The organism is Micromonospora sp. NPDC002717 (genome assembly GCF_040295705.1).
GTDB lineage: Bacteria > Actinomycetota > Actinomycetes > Mycobacteriales > Micromonosporaceae > Micromonospora.
In genome coordinates this window covers 1-16,484 of record NZ_JBEOVW010000048.1, presented here as the reverse complement: position 1 = coordinate 16,484, position 16,484 = coordinate 1, and the positions used below count along the sequence as shown (strand labels likewise).

Below are 16,484 nucleotides of genomic sequence, written 5' to 3'. Positions count from 1 at the left end.
TCTCGCGGCTTTCGCCCCGTGCGCCGGGGCGGCAGGTGCAAGATCGCGGGGCAGGGCGGGCAGAGGGAGGAGGGTCAGGCGGGGACGCGGGCGACGGCGAAGACGGACTGGCCGAACGGGGGGCGGACGCGCTGCTCCGCCGCCTTCGTGGCAGGGAGCACGAGGGTGTCGTAGACCTTGACCATCGGGCCCTCCTTCGGCATCAGCCGGAAGACCTTGGTCGCCATGAAGTAGCCGATCAGCCCGAGCGCGTTCGCGTAGTGGATCTTCTCCACCGTCAGGCCGGCGGCGGTCATCGCGTCGGCCAGGGTCTTCTTGGTGTAGCGGCGCACGTGACCGGTGGCGATGTCCGCCGGGCTCATCGCGAACTGGAACGCCGGCACGATGATGATGACGTTGCCGCCCGGCCGGACCAGGTCGCGCATGCTGCGCAGCGCGCCCACGTGGTCCTCGATGTGCTCCAGCACGTTGTACGACACGGCTGCGCTGTAGTCGCCCCGCTCCGAGTGCGGCAGCAGCATCTGGCGGACCTCGATGTTCGGCTGGTCGGCCAGCCGCTCCTTCAGTGAGACGAGCCGGTCCGGGTCGGCCTCGGTGGCGGTGAACCGGGGCAGCCGCTCCGCCCACTCCAGAGCGTAGTCGCCGAGCCCGCTGCCGATCTCGATCGGGTTGTCACCGAGGTGCGGCACCGCCAGCTCGACAAACCAGCGACGGTGGTTGACCGCGGTCGCGAGGCCTTCCAGGACCTCGGACTGCACGCGCTGATCCCCAGTGATTTCTGCCATGCGTCGATTCCTCACGATATGACTCGACCCGCGCCTGGACCGACAGAGTGAATCATCCGCGCTGACGGCAGAAGAATCGGGGCACCTGGGTGGCCGAATTGCGGTCGGGGGGTGGGCGCGTGATCGGCGGTCGGCGAACCCGGCACATGGTACGCCAGTACCCCGAAACATGTCACGGCGGTGCCATAGCCTGACTACTCTACGAATCGTTATGACTACTCCTGAATCGGACCTCCCCGCCGGTGCGCCGGGACGCGGAGCGCCGGAAAGCGGGTCCGACCGGGGCGTACGCCCCTGGAAGGGGTGGTGGACGGACCTCGCCGCCGTGGCGAGCTTCGTCCTGCTCGGCTTCTGGGTGACCGCGCGGCTGTGGCTGCGCCCGGCCCACGGCATCCGGGACAACCGTACGGACCAGTCCCAGTTCGAGTGGATGATGGCGCACGGCGCGCGGGTGGTGACCGATTTCGTTTATCCGTTCACGTCGGACCGGATGAACGTGCCGGACAGCGTCAATCTGATGGCAAATACGTCCGTATTATCCGTATCTATCCCAATGACGCCCGTCACGCTGCTGTTCGGCACGCGGGCGTCGTTTCTGCTTTTCCTCACATTGGGCATGATTGCCACGGCGACGGCCTGGTATCTCCTGCTCTCCCGGGTGGTCGTCGGCTCCCGGGGGCCGGCCTGGCTCGGCGCGGCGTTCTGCGCGTACGCCCCGGCGATGGTCTCGCACGCGAACGCGCACCCCAACATCGTCTCGCAGTTCGTCGTGCCCCTGATCATCTGGCGCACGCTGCGGCTCGCCGAGCCCGGGCGCTGGCTGCGCAACGGTCTGCTGCTCGCGCTCGCGATCGTCTGGCAGGCCTTCATCAACCTCGAAGTGCTGCTGATGACCGCGATCGGGCTGGGCGTGGTCGTCGGGGCGCTCGTCCTCGGCCGACCCGAGCTGCGCCGCCGGGCCCGGCCCTTCCTCGCCGGCCTGGGCACGGCCGCCGTGGTGGCGCTCGTCCTGCTGGCGTACCCGCTGTACGTCCAGTTCTTCGGGCCCGGGGCCTACCACGGACTGTCGTGGCTGATCCGCGGCTACTCCACGGACCTCGCCTCGTTCGTGGCGTACTCCCGGGAGTCCCTCGCCGGTGACGCGCGCACGGCGCAGGGGCTGGCGAAGAACCCGACCGAGGAGAACGCCTTCTTCGGCTGGCCGCTGGTCGTGCTCGTCGTCGCCCTGCTCTGGTGGCTGCGCCGGCACGTCGTGGTGCGCGGGCTGGCCGCCCTCACGCTGCTCTTCGGGCTGCTCTCCCTGGGGCGGGAGATCCAGCTCAACGGGAGGGGGACCGGGGTGCCCGGCCCGTGGGCGGCGCTGGAGGGCCTGCCGATCCTGCACTCGGTGGTGCCGACCCGGTGGGCGCTGGCGATCACCCCGATCGTCGGGGTGCTGCTCGCCTACGGGGCGGAGCACGTGCGCGTCCTGGCCGCCCGGCACCCGCGGGCCCGACCGCAGATCCGCTTCGCCGCCGCCACGGTGCTCGCCATGGCGCTGCTGCCGATCCTGCCCACCCCGCTGCCCACCACCCGGCTCGACCCCGTCCCCGCCTTCGTCACCTCCGGCGCCTGGCGGCCGTACGCGGCCGGCGAACGGAGCATCGTGACGCTGCCCCTGCCCGACACCCACTACGCCGACCCGCTGCGCTGGTCGGCGCGGACCGGGCTGGACATGCCCATCGCCCGCGGCTACTTCCTCGGCCCGGACACCCGTCCCGGGCGGGACCGGGTCGCGCTGTTCTCCGCCCCGCCCCGGCCGACCAGCGAGTTCTTCGCCGAGATCCGGCGCACCGGCGCGGTGCCGCCGATCACCCCGCAGGCGCGGGTCGACGCGGTCGGGGACCTGCGGTACTGGCGGGCGGGGGCGGTGGTCCTCGGCCCGCACCGGCACGCCGACGCGCTGCGCCGGGGGATGACCGAGCTGACCGGCATCCGCCCCACGTACACCGGAGGGGTCTGGCTCTGGGACGTCCGTACGCTCACCGATTGAGGCGGGACCGGGAGGTCGGGCGCTACGGGCGGACGCAGCAGCCCTGGCAGATCTTGGGCTTGGGGAGGGTGAAGGCGAGGCAGCAGGTGCGGCGTTGCACGGTCGGCTCGCCCGTCGGGCCGGGGACCAGTTCCACCAGGTCGGCGAGGTCCAGCGCGCCGAGCAGGGTCTCGATCGTCTCGACCGAGGAGCCGGGCAGGCCGTCGGCGGCCCGGAGGATGCCGTGGGCGATGCCGGAGGCCACCGACCCGAGCAGGGTGCGCGCGCCGATCCGGACCTCGGCCTGGATCGCGGCGATCATCGGGGCCAGGTGGGCGTCGAGCAGCGAGGCGCGGAGCACCCGGAGCAGCTCGGCCTCGTCGGCGACGACCCGCACCTCGGGCAGCCCGGCCAGCGCCAGCGGGTCGCCCGGCAGCACCGCGACCGTGGTCGAGCGGCGCAGGCCAAGGGTGAGCAGCGGGCGGTGGTCCTCGAAGTGGATCAGCACGTCGGCCGGGTCGAGCAGCGGCACCCGGCGGGCGGAGGCCCAGCCGAGCACCACGGGCAGCGACGTCCAGTAGCTGTAGGACTTCCAGGCCAGCGCGGCGCAGGCGTGCGGGGTGCCGCCCCAGCGCAGGGTGGCCGAGTGCAGGAACTCCGGCAGCCGGGTGCCGTCGACCAGGGTGCTGGCCCGGCCCCAGCCGAACTCGTCGGCGACCAGCAGGCCGGGCGCGAGGCCGGGAACGTCGTCGGTGCCGAACATGGCCCGCAGGGCGGCGGTGACCGGGGCCAGCGGCGCGGCGGCGACCTGACGCCCAGGCATCACCGCTGTCATCCGACTCATCCCCCGTTCGAAGCACCCGTCGCCGAGCTAAGGCTAGCCTAACCACAGCTCGCGGGCTAAGGGAAGCCTCACCTACGCCGGATCGGGAGGTGCGGATCACTCCGCCGCGTGCGGCGTACTACCCGGGGGGCGGGGCGGGAAACGCCGGCGCGCAGTATCGATAAACATCGCTTGATGTCAAGGCTCGTGTCGGCAAGGCGGCACTTCCCGTGTGCGCGTGGCCACAGAACGTGAAACTGATACTCCCGGCCACGAGGAAGCTGATGACGACCTCACCGCTCGATCGGGCTGCCGACTCCTTCGCTGCCGAGCTCGCCCGGCACCGTACGGGGCGGGGGCTGTCCAAGAAGCAGCTCGCCACCCTGATGGGGTTCGACCCGTCGTACGTCAGCCACGTCGAGGGGCGGCGGCACCGCCCCACCGAGGACTTCGCGCGCCGCGCCGAGGCCGTGCTGGAGGCCAGCGGCGCGATCTGGCAGCGCTTCAGGGAGTACGACGAGCTGCGCCACGCCCGCGCCGAACGGGCCCTCCGGGAGCCGCCCGTCCCCGGGCAGTGGATGCCGCCCGGCACCGGGCTCATCGTCGAGCGGGAACTCGCCACGCTCACCCACCTCGGCGACGCGTACCGCTGCGTCATCCGGCGGGAGCTGTACAACGCCGGCACCGAGCCGGTCACCCGTTACCTGGTGCGGGTCGCCGTCGACCGCTACCCGAACGACCCGGGGCGGTCCAACCGACACCACCGGGAGCATCCGCTCACCTTCGCCGAGCTGCGGCTGCGGGCCGTCCGGGAGGACGCGGACGAGCAGGAGGCGATGCACTGGCGGGCCAAGCACGACCGGGACGCCTTCAAGGAGATCTGGCTGCTCTTCGAGAACGCCGACCGACGCTTCCCGCTCTACCCCGGCGACCGCGCCACCATCGAGTACGCGTACTGCGTCGGGCACGACAAGTGGGGCCCCTGGTTCCAGCGGGCCGTCCGGCTGCCCACCCGGCAGATGGCCGTACGCCTGGACCTCCCGGCTGCCCTCGACCCGCAGGTCTGGGGCGCGGAGACCTCGCTCTCGGCGGAGGAGGGCCCGCTGCGCACGCCGGTGACCCGCCGCGACGACGCCGACCGGGTGATCTTCGACTGGGCGACCGACGATCCGCCGCTCAACGCGCGCTACCGGTTGCAGTGGCGGTTCCGCGGCCGGCCCGACGCCGAGCCGGAGGAGGCCGGGCGGGTCCGGCCCAGCGACCGGATGCGCGGCATCGGCATCGTGCAGCGCGGCAGCGACCTGCTCCGCCAGCCGGCGCGCCCCTTCGACCTGCCCCGCGAGGAGCAGGCGGCCCGGGACGTGGTCGACCGCCTCTGCGCGGCCCTGGTCCGGCTCGACGAGCTGCACCCGTTCAGCAAGGGCGTGGGCATCGCCGCCCCGCAGCTCGACCTCGACCGGGCCGCGGCGGTGGTCCGACCCCCCGACCGGTCGGCCGAGCCGGTCGTGCTGCTCAACCCCCGGGTGGTCGACACCTCCCCGGACACCGACGAGCAGTACGAGGGCTGCCTCTCCTTCTTCGACCACCGCGGCCTGGTGCCCCGGCCACTGCGGATCGACGTGGAGCACGCCCAGTACGACGGCAGCCGGATCATCACCTCGTTCGAGTTCGGCATGGCCCGGCTCGTCGCGCACGAGATCGACCACCTGGAGGGGCGGCTCTACGTGGACCGGATGGCGCCGGGCGTGCCGCTGGTGCCCGTCGAGGAGTACCGCGAGACCGGCCACCCCTGGCGCTACTGACGCCCGTCCGCGCGTCGTGGCCCTCCCGCCGCCGTGCCCTTGTGCCCTCGTGCCGTGGTGGCGTGCCGGTCGGCTCCCCGGGTGCGCGACCACGTCCGCCCGGGTGGGAAGGACGGCCGGGCGGACGTGGTCGAGCGGGGCGGTGCCGGTCCGCCCGTCGGGGACCGGGGCGCGTGCCCCAGGGGGCAGGGGCACGCGCCCCGGTTGGGGGGAGGAACGCTTCTAGAGGCCGCCGAAGGTGTCGTAGCGGGTGTTCTCCGGCGGGACGTCGTTTTCGGCGAGGACGCGCAGGGTGGCCCGGACCATCCGGGCGGAACCCGAGACGTAGCAGTCGTGCGCCGTCCACGGCCCGTACCGGCTGGCCACGTCGGAGATGTCGCCCAGCTCGCCGTCGAAGTCCGGGTCCTCGCTGCACGCCGGGGTCACCGACAGCCACGGGTGCGCCGCCACCAACTCCCGGAGCGCGGCCAGGCCGTACAGGTCCGCCTCCGTGCGGGCGCCGTAGAAGACGTGCACCCACCGGGTCCGGTTGTAGCTGGCCAGCTCCTCCACGAGCGCCTTCACCGGGGCGAGCCCGACGCCGCCGGCCACGCAGAGGACGTCCCGCTCGGAGGAGCGGTCCAGCGTCATCGACCCCATCGGCGCCGCCACCCGGAGCAGGTCACCCGGCTTCACCCGGCGGACCAGCGCCCCCGAGACCCAGCCGGCGCCCGTCGGCGTACGGACGTGGAACTCCAGCACGTTGTCGTCGTTCGGGGCGTTCGCGATCGAGTAGGTGCGCCACACCCGGGGCTGGTGACGGGGTACCTCGACGCTCACGTACTGGCCGGCCCTCCAGCGCAGCGGGTGCTGCAACGCCCGGCAGGTGAGCACCGCCGTGTCCGTGCCGTACCGCTCGTGCGTCAGCACCTCCGCGTGCCAGAACGGCGGGTTGTCGTCGGCCGCCGCTCCGGCGAGCATCTTCTCCGAGATCGCCGCGTACGCGTCCCGCCACGCCTGGTCGTACTCCAGGTTCCAGCCGTCGCCGGCGGTGCTGCGCAGCGCGTCCAGCAGCGCGACGCCCATGGTCTCGTAGTGCGCCGCCTCGACGTGGTACTTCCGGTGGTCCCGGCCCAGCGAGCGCAGGTACTCGTCGAAGCTCTCCGGGTCGCCGACCGTCTGGCTGGCGGTGACGATCGCCTCCAGGATCCGGTCGCCCTGCCCGGTCATCTGCACCGGGAAGAGCTTCCGCAGCTCGGGGTCGAGGAGGAAGAGCCGGGCGTAGAAGTGACCACCCAGCCGCTCCCGGTGCTCCTCGACCAGGGTCCAGCTCTCCTTCAGCAGCCGTGCGAAGTCGTCCACGGGCGCGCGCTCCTTCTCCTGACGGCGGATCGGGCGCCCATAGAATGTCCACGGAGCGTGTCGACCGGTCGCACAGAATGTGCGATCGGCTCGTGAGGTTGGTTCGGCGCTGCCGCCGAGCGTCGTCGTCGGGCACAGTGGTGCGGTGACCGTTGAGCTGGACCGCCCGGCGACCCGCCGGATGCTCGGCACCGAGACGCTGCTGGTGCTCGGCCTGTCCCTCGGCCAGTCCGCCGTCTACGCGGCGGTGTCGATCGTCGCGAAGCTGACCGCCGACGGGCCGCTGTCGAAGCAGACCGCCGCGCTCAACACCTCGGTGTCGCCCCGGCCGTGGCTGGACCTCACGTACCAGCTGCTCGGGATCCTGTTCGCGTTGCTGCCGGTGCTGTTGGCCGTACACCTGCTGGCGCGGGACCTCGGCGACCCGGCGCGGGGGCTCGGCCTGGACGCCCGGCGGCCCGGCCAGGACCTGGCGCGGGGCGCCGGGCTGGCCGCGCTGATCGGACTGCCCGGCCTGGCGCTGTTCTGGGTGGCGGCCCAGCTCGGCGTCAACGCCACGCTGGTTCCGGCCGCGCTCCCCGAACTCTGGTGGACGGTGCCGGTGCTGGTCCTGGCCGCCGTGCAGAACTCGGTGCTGGAGGAGGTGATCGTGGTCGGCTACCTGGTCACCCGGTTGCAGCAGCTCCAGTGGCGGCTCGGCGCGATCATCGCGACGAGCGCCGTGCTGCGCGGCTCGTACCACCTCTACCAGGGCTTCGGCGCCTTCGTGGGCAACGTGGTGATGGGCGTCGTGTTCAGCCTGTTCTACCTGCGCACCCGCCGGGTCATGCCGCTGGTCGTCGCGCACACCCTGCTCGACGTGTTCGCCTTCGTCGGCTACGCCCTGCTGCCGAGGGAGTGGTTCGACTGGCTGTGAGCTTGTCCGCGCCGCCGCCTGCCCGCCGGCTTCCGACCGCCGTTGTCGGCTCAGCCGGCCGCTGTCCGCCGGCTTCCGTCCTTCCGCCGGTACCCGACCGGCGTTGTCGGCTCAGCCGGCCGCTGTCCGCCGGTAGGCGCTGATCGCGCGGGCGGCGAGCCGCTCGGCCCCCGCCGCGTCGCCGGCCGCTGCCGCGAGCACCGCCGCGCCCGGCAGCAGCCGGGACGCCGCCCGCAGCGCCAGCCAGCCACCGGCCTGGGCGGCGAGCGGCGCGGCCAGCCGCCACGCCGCCTCCGCCGCCCGCGGCCACGGTGCCTCACCGGGCCCGTCCGCCGCCCGGGCCGCCGCCAGCGCCGCCTCCGCGCTCTCGGCATCCGGGTGCACGCGAGTCAGCACCAGCAGCTCCACCGCCCGGTCCGGATGGGCCGGGTCCCGGCCGTACGCCGCGGCCAGGTGCAGCACCAGGTTGGCCTGGGTCCACAGCACCGCCGCCAGCTCGGCCAGCGGCGCGAACAGCCCCGCCAGCGCGGCCGTCGCCCCGCCCGCCCCGGCCTGCCGCACGAACCGCCGGGTCGCGAGCCGGGCCAGCCCGTCGGCACCCGCATCGGGGTACGCGTCGCGTAGCCCCTGCGCCCAGTCACGGGCACGCGGGCCGAGCACCTCGACGGCGGCCAGGGCCAGCAACTCCGGAGCGAACCCGGGATGGCCGAGCACCCGCGAGACGATCCCCCGCAGGGCCGGTTCCGGCGTACGGTCCGACGGGGTGCTCGGCGGCCCGGCCTGGACTGTGGTGCTCGGCACGCCGGCCCTCGCGCTCTCGATGCGCGCAGGTGTGGCCTTCCTCGCGGTCGTCGCCTTCCGAGCGGGTGTGGCCTTCGTCGCGGCGGACGTGTCTGCTGTCGCGGCCGGCGGCAGGTCGACGGCCTCCCGCGGCTGCTCGGCCGGCGAGCTCTTCGTGGCGGCCGTCTTCCTCGCGGGGGTCTTCTTGGCGGGGGTCTTCTTGGCCCCGGTCTTCTTGGCCGGGGTGGCGGTGCCCGTGACGGCCTTCCGCCCGGGGGGCGTGGCCCGCGCTGCGGCGACTTCCTCGACCGGGGTCCCGGCGGCGGCCTTCTTCGCGGGGATCTTGCTGGCGCGGGTGGCGCGGCGCGTCCGCTCCGCGGCGGCCGGCGCGGACGACCCCTCTCCCGGCGCGCTCGGTGCCTGTGCCGCCACCGGCCCCGCTGACGTGCCCTCGCCCGGACCGTTCGTCGCCGCCGTCCCGGCAGGGACGTCGGTCGGTGTCCCCTGACGGGCTCCGATGGTCACGGGATCCGCGCCGCTCGTGTGTGGGACGTCACTCTGCCCGACCGCCCCGGCCCGGTCGGCGCGCTCCCGGGGCGCCGGCCCGGCCGAACGATCGGCCTGGCGAGGCAGCGGCGGGTCGTCCGCAGGTGGCTGGAAGAGCACCGCGGGGGCCGGCTTCACCCGCCGGGGGCGCTCCTCGGCATCCTCCGCCCGCCGGGCCGGCGAGGGCGCGGGCGGTGCCGGCTCCGGTGGCGCGGGCGGCGGCGTGAAGGTCGGCTTCGCGGAGCGCTGCCGCGCCCCCTCAGCAGGCTCTCGTCGGGTCGGCTCCCGCGGCGGCTGCTCCTGCATATCGATGGAGCTTAGTCCCGATCAGGCTCGCGCACAGCCGGGATACCCGAGCCCCGGCGGCCCCGCGCGCTCCGGCCCGCCAGGGCGGCCGGTCGTACGGGGGAAGTCGCTTTGCTCCTGATCGCTGCGGGCATGTATCCTCGGGCGCGGTGGTCTGCAGGGGCCACCAGGGAGACTTCGCCTAGTCTGGTCTATGGCGCCGCACTGCTAATGCGGTTGGGGTCTTAAAGCCCCTCCCGGGTTCGAATCCCGGAGTCTCCGCGCGAAAGCCGGTTGTGTAGACTGGCCGAGCACCAAGCGCCCGTAGCTCAATGGATAGAGCATCTGACTACGGATCAGAAGGTTAGGGGTTCGAGTCCCTTCGGGCGCACCTTACGATCAAGGCCGTGACCAGCGAAAATGCAGGTCACGGCCTTGATCGCTTCTGCGGGCTGGGACGGATCTTCCCAAGATTTGGAATCTGGTGCTCCGATGGTGCTCCGTTGTCGCAGTGCTGTTTCGGCGGTGGTCCGTGCCGGCCTAGGCTGACCAGTGCGTTGCGTGTCGGCGGTCTGCCGGGACACGACCACCGCCAAGGCCGACAACATCCGCGCGCCGCCACGGCCGGCCAACTGCCGCACCACCGCACCGACCCGGGAGATCAACCGGCATGTGCGGCGCTGGTAGCGGCTCAGGACCCCGGGCAGTTGTTCGCGGAACGTTCGACGGCAGCCCTGAGTCGGGCACACCAGACGACGTATGCGCACCCGGACCACCACCGGCCGGGCATCGACCGGAACGTCCGCGAGGGTCCGCTGGTGATACCCGTGCACCCGGCCCGTCACTGCCGCGCAGCCCGGACAAGCCACCGGCCTCTCCGGAGTCCGAGCCCGCACCAGGATCCGCTTGCCCTCGTCCCTTACGTCATCGATCACCGGCGGCAACAGCCCCGAGAACGCCATTTCGTAAGATCATCGATCTCACACACATGGTCTCAACGACATCGACCACCTTCGGTGACCATCGAATGTGAGACAGAGACGAATGTAGACAGAGTTGAAAATCTACGCAGTCCCCGCTACGGGTCGCCGACGCGTTCACCGAACTCGCCCACGCCATCTGACCAGCGCTGGGCACGGCTTCGGGATACCCACTGATCCGATAAGGCAACAGCGCCGTCAGGGGTCGTACCGGAAGCGTGCCGGCGGATCGCCCTCCAGGCAGGCCCGGAGGGGCGTCTGCGCACACTCGACCCAGTGGTCGCCGCCTGGGGGTACCTGGTAGGTCCGGGGTCCGGGTGCCGCGGTCGTGACAAAGCTCCGGCCCCGATTGGTCACCTCGACCCGCTTCCGTTTCCCAGCGACCACCAGGTCGAGTTCGAGATTCCACTCCACCGTGCCGGTGGTGAACGCGGTCAGGTCGAACACCTCGGTCTCGCCCTTGGCGAGGGTGAACCCGAACAGTGGCCGGCGCCCCTCAATCAGGGTGCGGTAGCGGGCGGCCGGCTGGGCGGCGTCCAGGTCCATCTCGACGTCCCGTGGTTCGGCGGCTCCCTGCTGGCCGCCGCAGCGCAGTTGCACACCGGCCGGTTCCGGAGTCTGGCTGCGCCGGATCACGCGGGCACGCAGGTTGTCGATCAGCACCCCCTGGTCGCTGGCGCCCTGCACGACGAGGCGTACCCGGCTCACCTTGTGATCGACCGCGCCGAGGGCGCGCGCCCAGTCGATCAGCGTCGAACAGCCCACCGGTGGATCATCGGAGGGCCGGGCGTCCTTCGGCAGCACCATGGCGAACTCAGCGGTGCCCCAGGTGTCCACGGTGGCCGGATTTGCCACGACGTGTACCGCGACGACCTGCGGGTCCAGATGGTCAACCCACCTGGGCACATAGATGCTCGCGGTGGCGCCGAGGAGGGCGGCCACTGCGGTACCCAGCACGAACCACCAGGCCCGATGTAACGATCCCAGCACCCGGCGCAGCCGCGGTACCGGCTCAACGCCGCCCGGTTTGTCCCGGCCCCCTGCCGGACGCCCGCCCCGGACTCCCCGCTTCCGCTCCGGACCGCTGGTGCCGCGCCGCCGTTTCGGTTTGCCGGCGCTCACGACCCGGACCCCTGCCACGAACCCGCCAGCTTGCCGTCCGGGACCGACCACACGTGGCCGTACTCCGGGCCGGCCAGCAGCCAGCCGCCGTCTTCGGTGAAATCCAGCTCGGTGGGGTTCACGGCCGGTTTGGCTCCAGGGGCCACGGCCGGCACCTTCCAGTGTCCAACCTCCTGGGGAGGGCCCGGATCCCAGAGCACCACTTCGTCGTTCAGAGTCAGGAATGCCACGTGCCGAGCCTGCCGGTCCACTGTGCTGGTCAGGGTGCTACCGCAGGCGCAGGGCCGCCACTGGAATGTCTGCTCGTCCGGCACCCAGACCAGGAAGCCTTCTTGACCGGCGATCACCACCCGCTTTCCGCCGTTGACCACGGTCAGCCCTGCTACGTACAAGATGACACCCGGATCACTCGGGACCTCGATGCTCGGCGGAAGCGGTGAGACGATCTCACGGCGAGTGTGCAGATCGTGGAGCCAGTAGCGACTGTTGGCCCGTTCATCGAACAGTTCGACCACCAGATGGCCGCTGTCGGCCGAGAAGCGCAACTTGCCGGTGCGCGGCTGGGGTTCGCCGTCCGGTCGCTTCACCTCCTCGGGCAGGGGCAGCGCCGTGGGGTCCTTCGTGGTGAAGTCGTAGAGGACCACCGAGTCCGGTAGTCCGACCGCGAGGTATCGCCCGTCGGGAGAGAAGTCCATGCTGATCCGGGTGTCTTCGGCGCCGGTGGCGAACCGGTCGAACTCGGCACCGTCGGCGGTAGAGACGATTACCCAGTCGCCGGCCAGCCGGGCCTGATATTTGCCGTCCCGGGTGAGCTGGGCGCCGGCGAGTCTCCGACGGGCCAGGTCGAACTCAGGACCGGGCGGCGCCGCGCTGCTGACCGTCGGCTCGACGATCTGATCGGTGCCGTCCAGTCGGGTCGGCTCCGGTTCGGTGGTGCACCCGGCGAGCAGCAGACCGACCAGTCCGGCGAACATGGCCCGCGTTGGCCAGGTTCTCGCCGACGCCCGGCAAGCCGACAGTGCCGCGCGCGGGCGATGACGCCGGCCCGCTGGCCCGCCGGCCCGCTCGGACAGCCGGAACGGCTGGCGCACGTCGCACACCGCCGATCGCCACCGCACCAGTGCGCCTCCAGTGATCCACTATGGCCACTCGTTTCGCTCAGGCATCCTATCCCTTGGCGGCGATTTGCCCGGATGACGGAATACCGACAGTTCGCTGCTCGACAATGTTGATAGTCCAATGCTGCGGCGTCGGCTCAGGGCGCAGGCATGCCTACGGGCAGAACGACCGCCGGCTGCGGCCATCTGCCGGATTTCGTCCTCGCGGCGGGAGCTGGCAGGTCGGGTGCTGCGGCTCATGTGCGCCCCAACGGGAAAGGTCGCTACGGGCACCACGTCCGACACCGGCGCTGAGCCGACAGGAATCTCGTGGGCCAGCACGAGCCCATCCCGGTACCGGGAACGCACGCAGAATCGCGTCATGGCGCCGGTCCGGCCTCAGCGAGGGGTGTCGACGAGGCCGGCGCGGTGCGTGATCACAACCAACTGGGCACGATGCCCGCTATCCCCGTTGGTTCGCGGTTGCCGGGGCGATCGCCGGCGCGCTGGTGCTCACCAATGGCCTGCTGTCCTTCGCCGGGATCGGGTTGGCGCCGGCTGGTGGCACCGACCTGTTTCTCTTCGTGATGGTCCTACCGCTGGAATCCCTCTGGCTCATGGTCCTCGGCCGCCTCATGTGGCGGAACGCCAAACGCCGAACCGCCCAGCCTCCAGCCGAGTAGGGGTGAACGAGCGGGGAGGCGGGCGTGGTGCCGTCCCCGCACGCGTCCAGGATGACCCGGCGCGAACCGGCCCGCCGCCACCATCGTCGTACGCGTCAAGGCAATCCGTCCGGACAGCGGAGCTCCTGGTCTCGGGTGTATTGGAGTGACAACCCTCTACCGGGGCTCCGCTGCCTCACACTCCTCGGCGCGCCTCGACAAGCCACAAACCGGCCGGACTGAACGGCGTGGGTGTCAGATGCCCGCGTCGAGCGCCAGCGCCGTCGCCTCGCCGCGGGAGCTGACTTCCAACTTCTTCAGCAGACCGGCGACGTGGAACTTCACGGTGCTTTCGGTGATGCCGAGTTCGATGCCGATGGCCTTGTTGCGCTTCCCTTGGGTGACAAGGCGAAGTACCTCGAGTTCCCGCCGGTTCAGGCTGCTCAGCTTGCTCCCGCCGGAACGATCGGGAGCTGGAGCGAGTGGAAGACTGATGGTGGCGCGGCTGCCCCAGTCGGGCACGGCGTCGAACTCGACGGTGGCGCCCAGCGTACGGGCACGGCCGTCGAGCTCGCGGCGCAAGGCGAGGGTGTCGAGGCGGCCGGGGCCCTGGTCGCGCACATCGACCCGCAGCGACGTGCCGTCGCAGTCCCAGGCGATACGCAACCGGTCGAGTCCCGGCTGGGCGGTGAAGGCCAGCACGACCGTACGGGTCATGGCGTGCGCCGCGCGGGCAATCTCGCCGGGCACCGGGCGTACGTCCTTGGGCGGTGGCACGAAATCCAGCTGCGCGTCGTGGTGGCGCAGCACCTGGCGAATCTCCTTGCGCAGCTTGGCGAACACGGCCGGCGCTGGTTCCTCGGACGAGGCCAGGTCGGACTCCTGAGCGGTGCGCAACGCCACGAGCGCGGCGGACGCCGAGTCGGTGGCGGCGAGACGGGCGCGGCGATCGTCGAGGCCGGTGGAACGCAGCGTCGTGAGAATGGTGACGAGCGCGGTCTCGTGGGCCGCGGCCATCTCCGCGATCGTGCGTGCCCGCTCGGTCGACGCCGCGCGCGATTCAGCGAGGTAGTCCGGACTGGCCTGGGCAACCTGCTGCCGGATCGACGTCGCGACGATACCGAAGACCTCCGCCAGGACCTCGGACTGAGGAATGTGCCCGGCCGCGCTGCGAGCGACGAGGACGAGCAGCGTATCCACCGGATCCCGCACCACCCACACCGCGCGTGCCTCCCCGGCTACCGTCGCCGTGGTGCGGAGCGGACGACCGGGTTCGGTGCGCGCCTTGAGGTCCTCCAGCTCCGCGAGAGTGACCTTGTTGATCGTCTCGATCGCACCGGCCACCTTGCGAGGGCGGCCGGTGCACTCGCGGGTGAAGATGATCAGTGCGGTATGCGGCCAGCGGTCGGCCAGGTACCGGGAGAACCGCCCGGCGATCTCGTGCAGCGGCCCCTCGATCACCTCACGCAGCCCGGCAAGTTCCGTTCCCATCCGAACACCCTAGCCGGAAGACCAGGTTTCTCTCGTCCGTCGGCCAGGTCGCGTACAGGGAAAGCGCAGCTAGTGTCGCTGTCGTACGAACCGCCGATCGAAAGAGGAACCATCTCCATGCCACAGCAGGTGCGCGGTGTCATCGCCCGTTCCAAGGGTGCGCCGGTCGAGCTGACGGACATCGTCATCCCCGACCCCGGTCCCGGCGAGGTCGTGGTCGCGGTGGCCGCCTGCGGGGTATGCCACACGGATCTGACCTACCGCGATGGCGGGATCAACGACGAGTTTCCGTTCTTGCTGGGCCACGAGGCCGCGGGCACCGTCGAGAGCGTCGGCGAAGGCGTCGAGTCGGTGCGACCCGGCGACTTCGTCGTCCTGAACTGGCGAGCGGTCTGCGGTCAGTGCCGGGCCTGCAAGCGGGGCCGCCCGCAGTACTGCTTCAGCACGTTCAACGCGACGCAGAAGATGACCCTGACCGACGGCACGCAGCTCACCCCCGCCTTGGGCATCGGCGCATTTGCGGACAAGACGCTCGTGCACGCCGGCCAATGCACGAAAGTCGACCCGTCCGTCGACCCGGCCGTCGCGGGCCTGCTCGGCTGCGGGGTCATGGCCGGCGTCGGCGCGGCGATCAACACCGGTGCGGTGGGACGCGGGGATTCCGTGGCCGTCATCGGCTGCGGGGGAGTGGGCGACGCCGCCGTCGCCGGCGCTCGTCTGGCCGGCGCCTCGACGATCATCGCCGTGGACCGCGACGCACGCAAGCTCGAGTGGACCCGAGACCTCGGAGCCACCCACACCGTCGACGCCTCAGCCACCGACGCCGTCGCCGCGATCGCGGAGCTGACCGGCGGGTTCGGTGCCGACGTCGTGATCGACGCGGTCGGGCGGCCGGAGACCTGGAAGCAGGCGTTCTACGCCCGCGACCTCGCGGGCACCGTCGTGCTCGTCGGCGTGCCCACCCCGGACATGCGCCTGGAGATGCCGCTGCTCGACATCTTCTCCCGCGGCGGCGCGCTGAAGTCCTCCTGGTACGGCGACTGTCTGCCTGAGCGGGACTTCCCCATGCTGATCGACCTGTACCTGCAGGGCAGGCTGCCGCTGGACAAGTTTGTCACCGAACGCATCGCGATCGACGACGTCGAGAAGGCGTTCCACACCATGCACGCAGGCGAGGTGCTGCGTTCGGTCGTGATGCTGTGAGCGGCGCGCTGCGGATCGACCGCGTGGTCACCTCCGGGGTGTTCCAGCTCGACGGTGGCACGTGGGAGGTGGACAACAACGTCTGGCTCGTCGGCGACGACGACGAGGTCGTCATCGTCGATGCCGCTCACGACGCCGAGCCGATCATCGAGGCCGTGGGCTCCCGTGCCGTCGTCGCCGTCGTGTGCACACACGGGCACAACGACCACGTCACCGCCGCGCCGCGTCTCGGCAAGGAGTGCTACGCGCCGGTCCTGCTGCACCCCGGCGACGAGGAGTTGTGGCAGCAGAGCCATCCCGACGAGAAGTTCTGGCCGGCGACCGACGAGCAGCGGATCGCCGTGGCGGGCACGGAACTGCGGGTGATCCACACCCCGGGACACTCGCCCGGGTCGATCTGCCTGCACCTGCCCGAAGCAGGGGTCCTGTTCACCGGCGACACCCTCTTCTCCGGCGGCCCCGGCGCCACCGGCCGCTCGTTCTCGGACTTCCCGACGATCATCTCCTCGATCCGGGGGCGGCTGCTCACCATGCCCGGCGACACCCGGGTCCACACCGGTCACGGTGACGGCACCACGATCGCCGTCGAAGCCCCGCACCTCGACGAGTGGATCGCCCGCGGTCATTGACCCGGGCACGT

General features: G+C 71.6%; 12 protein-coding genes, 2 tRNA genes and 1 pseudogene. 7 read left to right on the top strand and 8 right to left on the bottom strand.

What is annotated here, in order from left to right:
- Positions 1-74 precede the first annotated feature (74 nt).
- Entirely contained in the window at positions 75-785 is a 711-nt protein-coding gene (locus ABT006_RS33195; protein WP_350712433.1) for a class I SAM-dependent methyltransferase, read from the bottom strand.
- Positions 786-996: 211 nt separating this feature from the next.
- Between ABT006_RS33195 and ABT006_RS33190 the strand changes: the two genes are divergently transcribed.
- On the top strand, positions 997-2,817 hold the full coding sequence (locus ABT006_RS33190) for a DUF6311 domain-containing protein (RefSeq protein ID WP_350712432.1): 1,821 nt from the start codon (positions 997-999) through the stop codon (positions 2,815-2,817).
- A gap of 22 nt (positions 2,818-2,839) precedes the next feature.
- On the opposite strand, the gene ABT006_RS33185 is transcribed toward ABT006_RS33190, so the two are convergent.
- Complete coding sequence (locus ABT006_RS33185) at positions 2,840-3,619, bottom strand: IucA/IucC family C-terminal-domain containing protein (RefSeq protein ID WP_350712431.1); 780 nt, start codon at positions 3,617-3,619, stop codon at positions 2,840-2,842.
- Between the two features lie 284 nt (positions 3,620-3,903).
- Here ABT006_RS33185 and ABT006_RS33180 point away from each other — a divergent pair, with 284 nt between their 5' ends.
- Complete coding sequence (locus tag ABT006_RS33180; protein ID WP_350712430.1) at positions 3,904-5,421, top strand: peptide deformylase; 1,518 nt, start codon at positions 3,904-3,906, stop codon at positions 5,419-5,421.
- Positions 5,422-5,643: 222 nt separating this feature from the next.
- Here ABT006_RS33180 and ABT006_RS33175 read toward each other — a convergent pair whose 3' ends face one another.
- The gene (locus ABT006_RS33175; protein ID WP_350712429.1) at positions 5,644-6,762 is read right to left on the bottom strand and encodes a globin domain-containing protein; all 1,119 of its coding nucleotides are present in this window, start codon (positions 6,760-6,762) and stop codon (positions 5,644-5,646) included.
- 145 nt (positions 6,763-6,907) lie between these two features.
- Here ABT006_RS33175 and ABT006_RS33170 point away from each other — a divergent pair, with 145 nt between their 5' ends.
- Positions 6,908-7,678: a CPBP family intramembrane glutamic endopeptidase gene (locus ABT006_RS33170; RefSeq protein WP_350712428.1), complete on the top strand. Its 771-nt coding sequence runs from the start codon at positions 6,908-6,910 to the stop codon at positions 7,676-7,678.
- A 111-nt stretch (positions 7,679-7,789) separates the two neighbouring features.
- Here the strand turns inward: ABT006_RS33170 and ABT006_RS33165 are convergent, their stop codons facing one another.
- A complete protein-coding gene (locus ABT006_RS33165; protein WP_350712427.1) occupies positions 7,790-9,310 on the bottom strand; it encodes a hypothetical protein in 1,521 nt (506 codons plus the stop codon).
- 170 nt (positions 9,311-9,480) lie between these two features.
- On the opposite strand from ABT006_RS33165, the gene ABT006_RS33160 reads away from it, so the two are divergent.
- Positions 9,481-9,571 (top strand) — tRNA-Ser (locus ABT006_RS33160).
- 36 nt (positions 9,572-9,607) lie between these two features.
- A tRNA-Arg gene (locus ABT006_RS33155) sits at positions 9,608-9,680 on the top strand.
- A 139-nt stretch (positions 9,681-9,819) separates the two neighbouring features.
- On the opposite strand, the pseudogene ABT006_RS33150 reads toward ABT006_RS33155, so the two are convergent.
- From ABT006_RS33150 to ABT006_RS33135, 4 genes and pseudogenes are all read right to left on the bottom strand, one after another.
- Positions 9,820-10,277, bottom strand: a pseudogene (locus ABT006_RS33150) (transposase family protein); the annotation flags it as partial.
- 190 nt (positions 10,278-10,467) lie between these two features.
- The gene (locus tag ABT006_RS33145) at positions 10,468-11,226 is read right to left on the bottom strand and encodes a hypothetical protein (protein ID WP_350712426.1); all 759 of its coding nucleotides are present in this window, start codon (positions 11,224-11,226) and stop codon (positions 10,468-10,470) included.
- A gap of 161 nt (positions 11,227-11,387) precedes the next feature.
- On the bottom strand, positions 11,388-12,365 hold the full coding sequence (locus ABT006_RS33140; RefSeq protein ID WP_350712425.1) for a WD40 repeat domain-containing protein: 978 nt from the start codon (positions 12,363-12,365) through the stop codon (positions 11,388-11,390).
- A gap of 1,040 nt (positions 12,366-13,405) precedes the next feature.
- Positions 13,406-14,641, bottom strand: coding sequence for a helix-turn-helix transcriptional regulator (locus ABT006_RS33135; protein ID WP_350712424.1), 1,236 nt, complete (start codon positions 14,639-14,641; stop codon positions 13,406-13,408).
- A gap of 117 nt (positions 14,642-14,758) precedes the next feature.
- Between ABT006_RS33135 and ABT006_RS33130 the strand changes: the two genes are divergently transcribed.
- Together ABT006_RS33130 and ABT006_RS33125 are read left to right on the top strand one after the other, a co-directional pair.
- Entirely contained in the window at positions 14,759-15,844 is a 1,086-nt protein-coding gene (locus ABT006_RS33130) for an S-(hydroxymethyl)mycothiol dehydrogenase (RefSeq protein ID WP_350712423.1), read from the top strand.
- Positions 15,841-16,473, top strand: a complete 633-nt coding sequence (locus ABT006_RS33125) for an MBL fold metallo-hydrolase (protein WP_350712422.1) — start codon at positions 15,841-15,843, stop codon at positions 16,471-16,473. The genes ABT006_RS33130 and ABT006_RS33125 overlap by 4 nt, the downstream gene beginning before the upstream one ends.
- The last annotated feature ends 11 nt before the right edge of the window (positions 16,474-16,484 follow it).

Coding starts and splice junctions, on each gene's coding strand:
- ABT006_RS33195 (WP_350712433.1), bottom strand. CDS start 785: ATGGCAGAAATCACTGGGGATCAGCGCGTGCAGTCCGAGGTCCTGGAA.
- ABT006_RS33190 (WP_350712432.1), top strand. CDS start 997: ATGACTACTCCTGAATCGGACCTCCCCGCCGGTGCGCCGGGACGCGGA.
- ABT006_RS33185 (WP_350712431.1), bottom strand. CDS start 3,619: ATGCCTGGGCGTCAGGTCGCCGCCGCGCCGCTGGCCCCGGTCACCGCC.
- ABT006_RS33180 (WP_350712430.1), top strand. CDS start 3,904: ATGACGACCTCACCGCTCGATCGGGCTGCCGACTCCTTCGCTGCCGAG.
- ABT006_RS33165 (WP_350712427.1), bottom strand. CDS start 9,310: ATGCAGGAGCAGCCGCCGCGGGAGCCGACCCGACGAGAGCCTGCTGAG.
- ABT006_RS33140 (WP_350712425.1), bottom strand. CDS start 12,365: ATGTTCGCCGGACTGGTCGGTCTGCTGCTCGCCGGGTGCACCACCGAA.
- ABT006_RS33135 (WP_350712424.1), bottom strand. CDS start 14,641: ATGGGAACGGAACTTGCCGGGCTGCGTGAGGTGATCGAGGGGCCGCTG.
- ABT006_RS33130 (WP_350712423.1), top strand. CDS start 14,759: ATGCCACAGCAGGTGCGCGGTGTCATCGCCCGTTCCAAGGGTGCGCCG.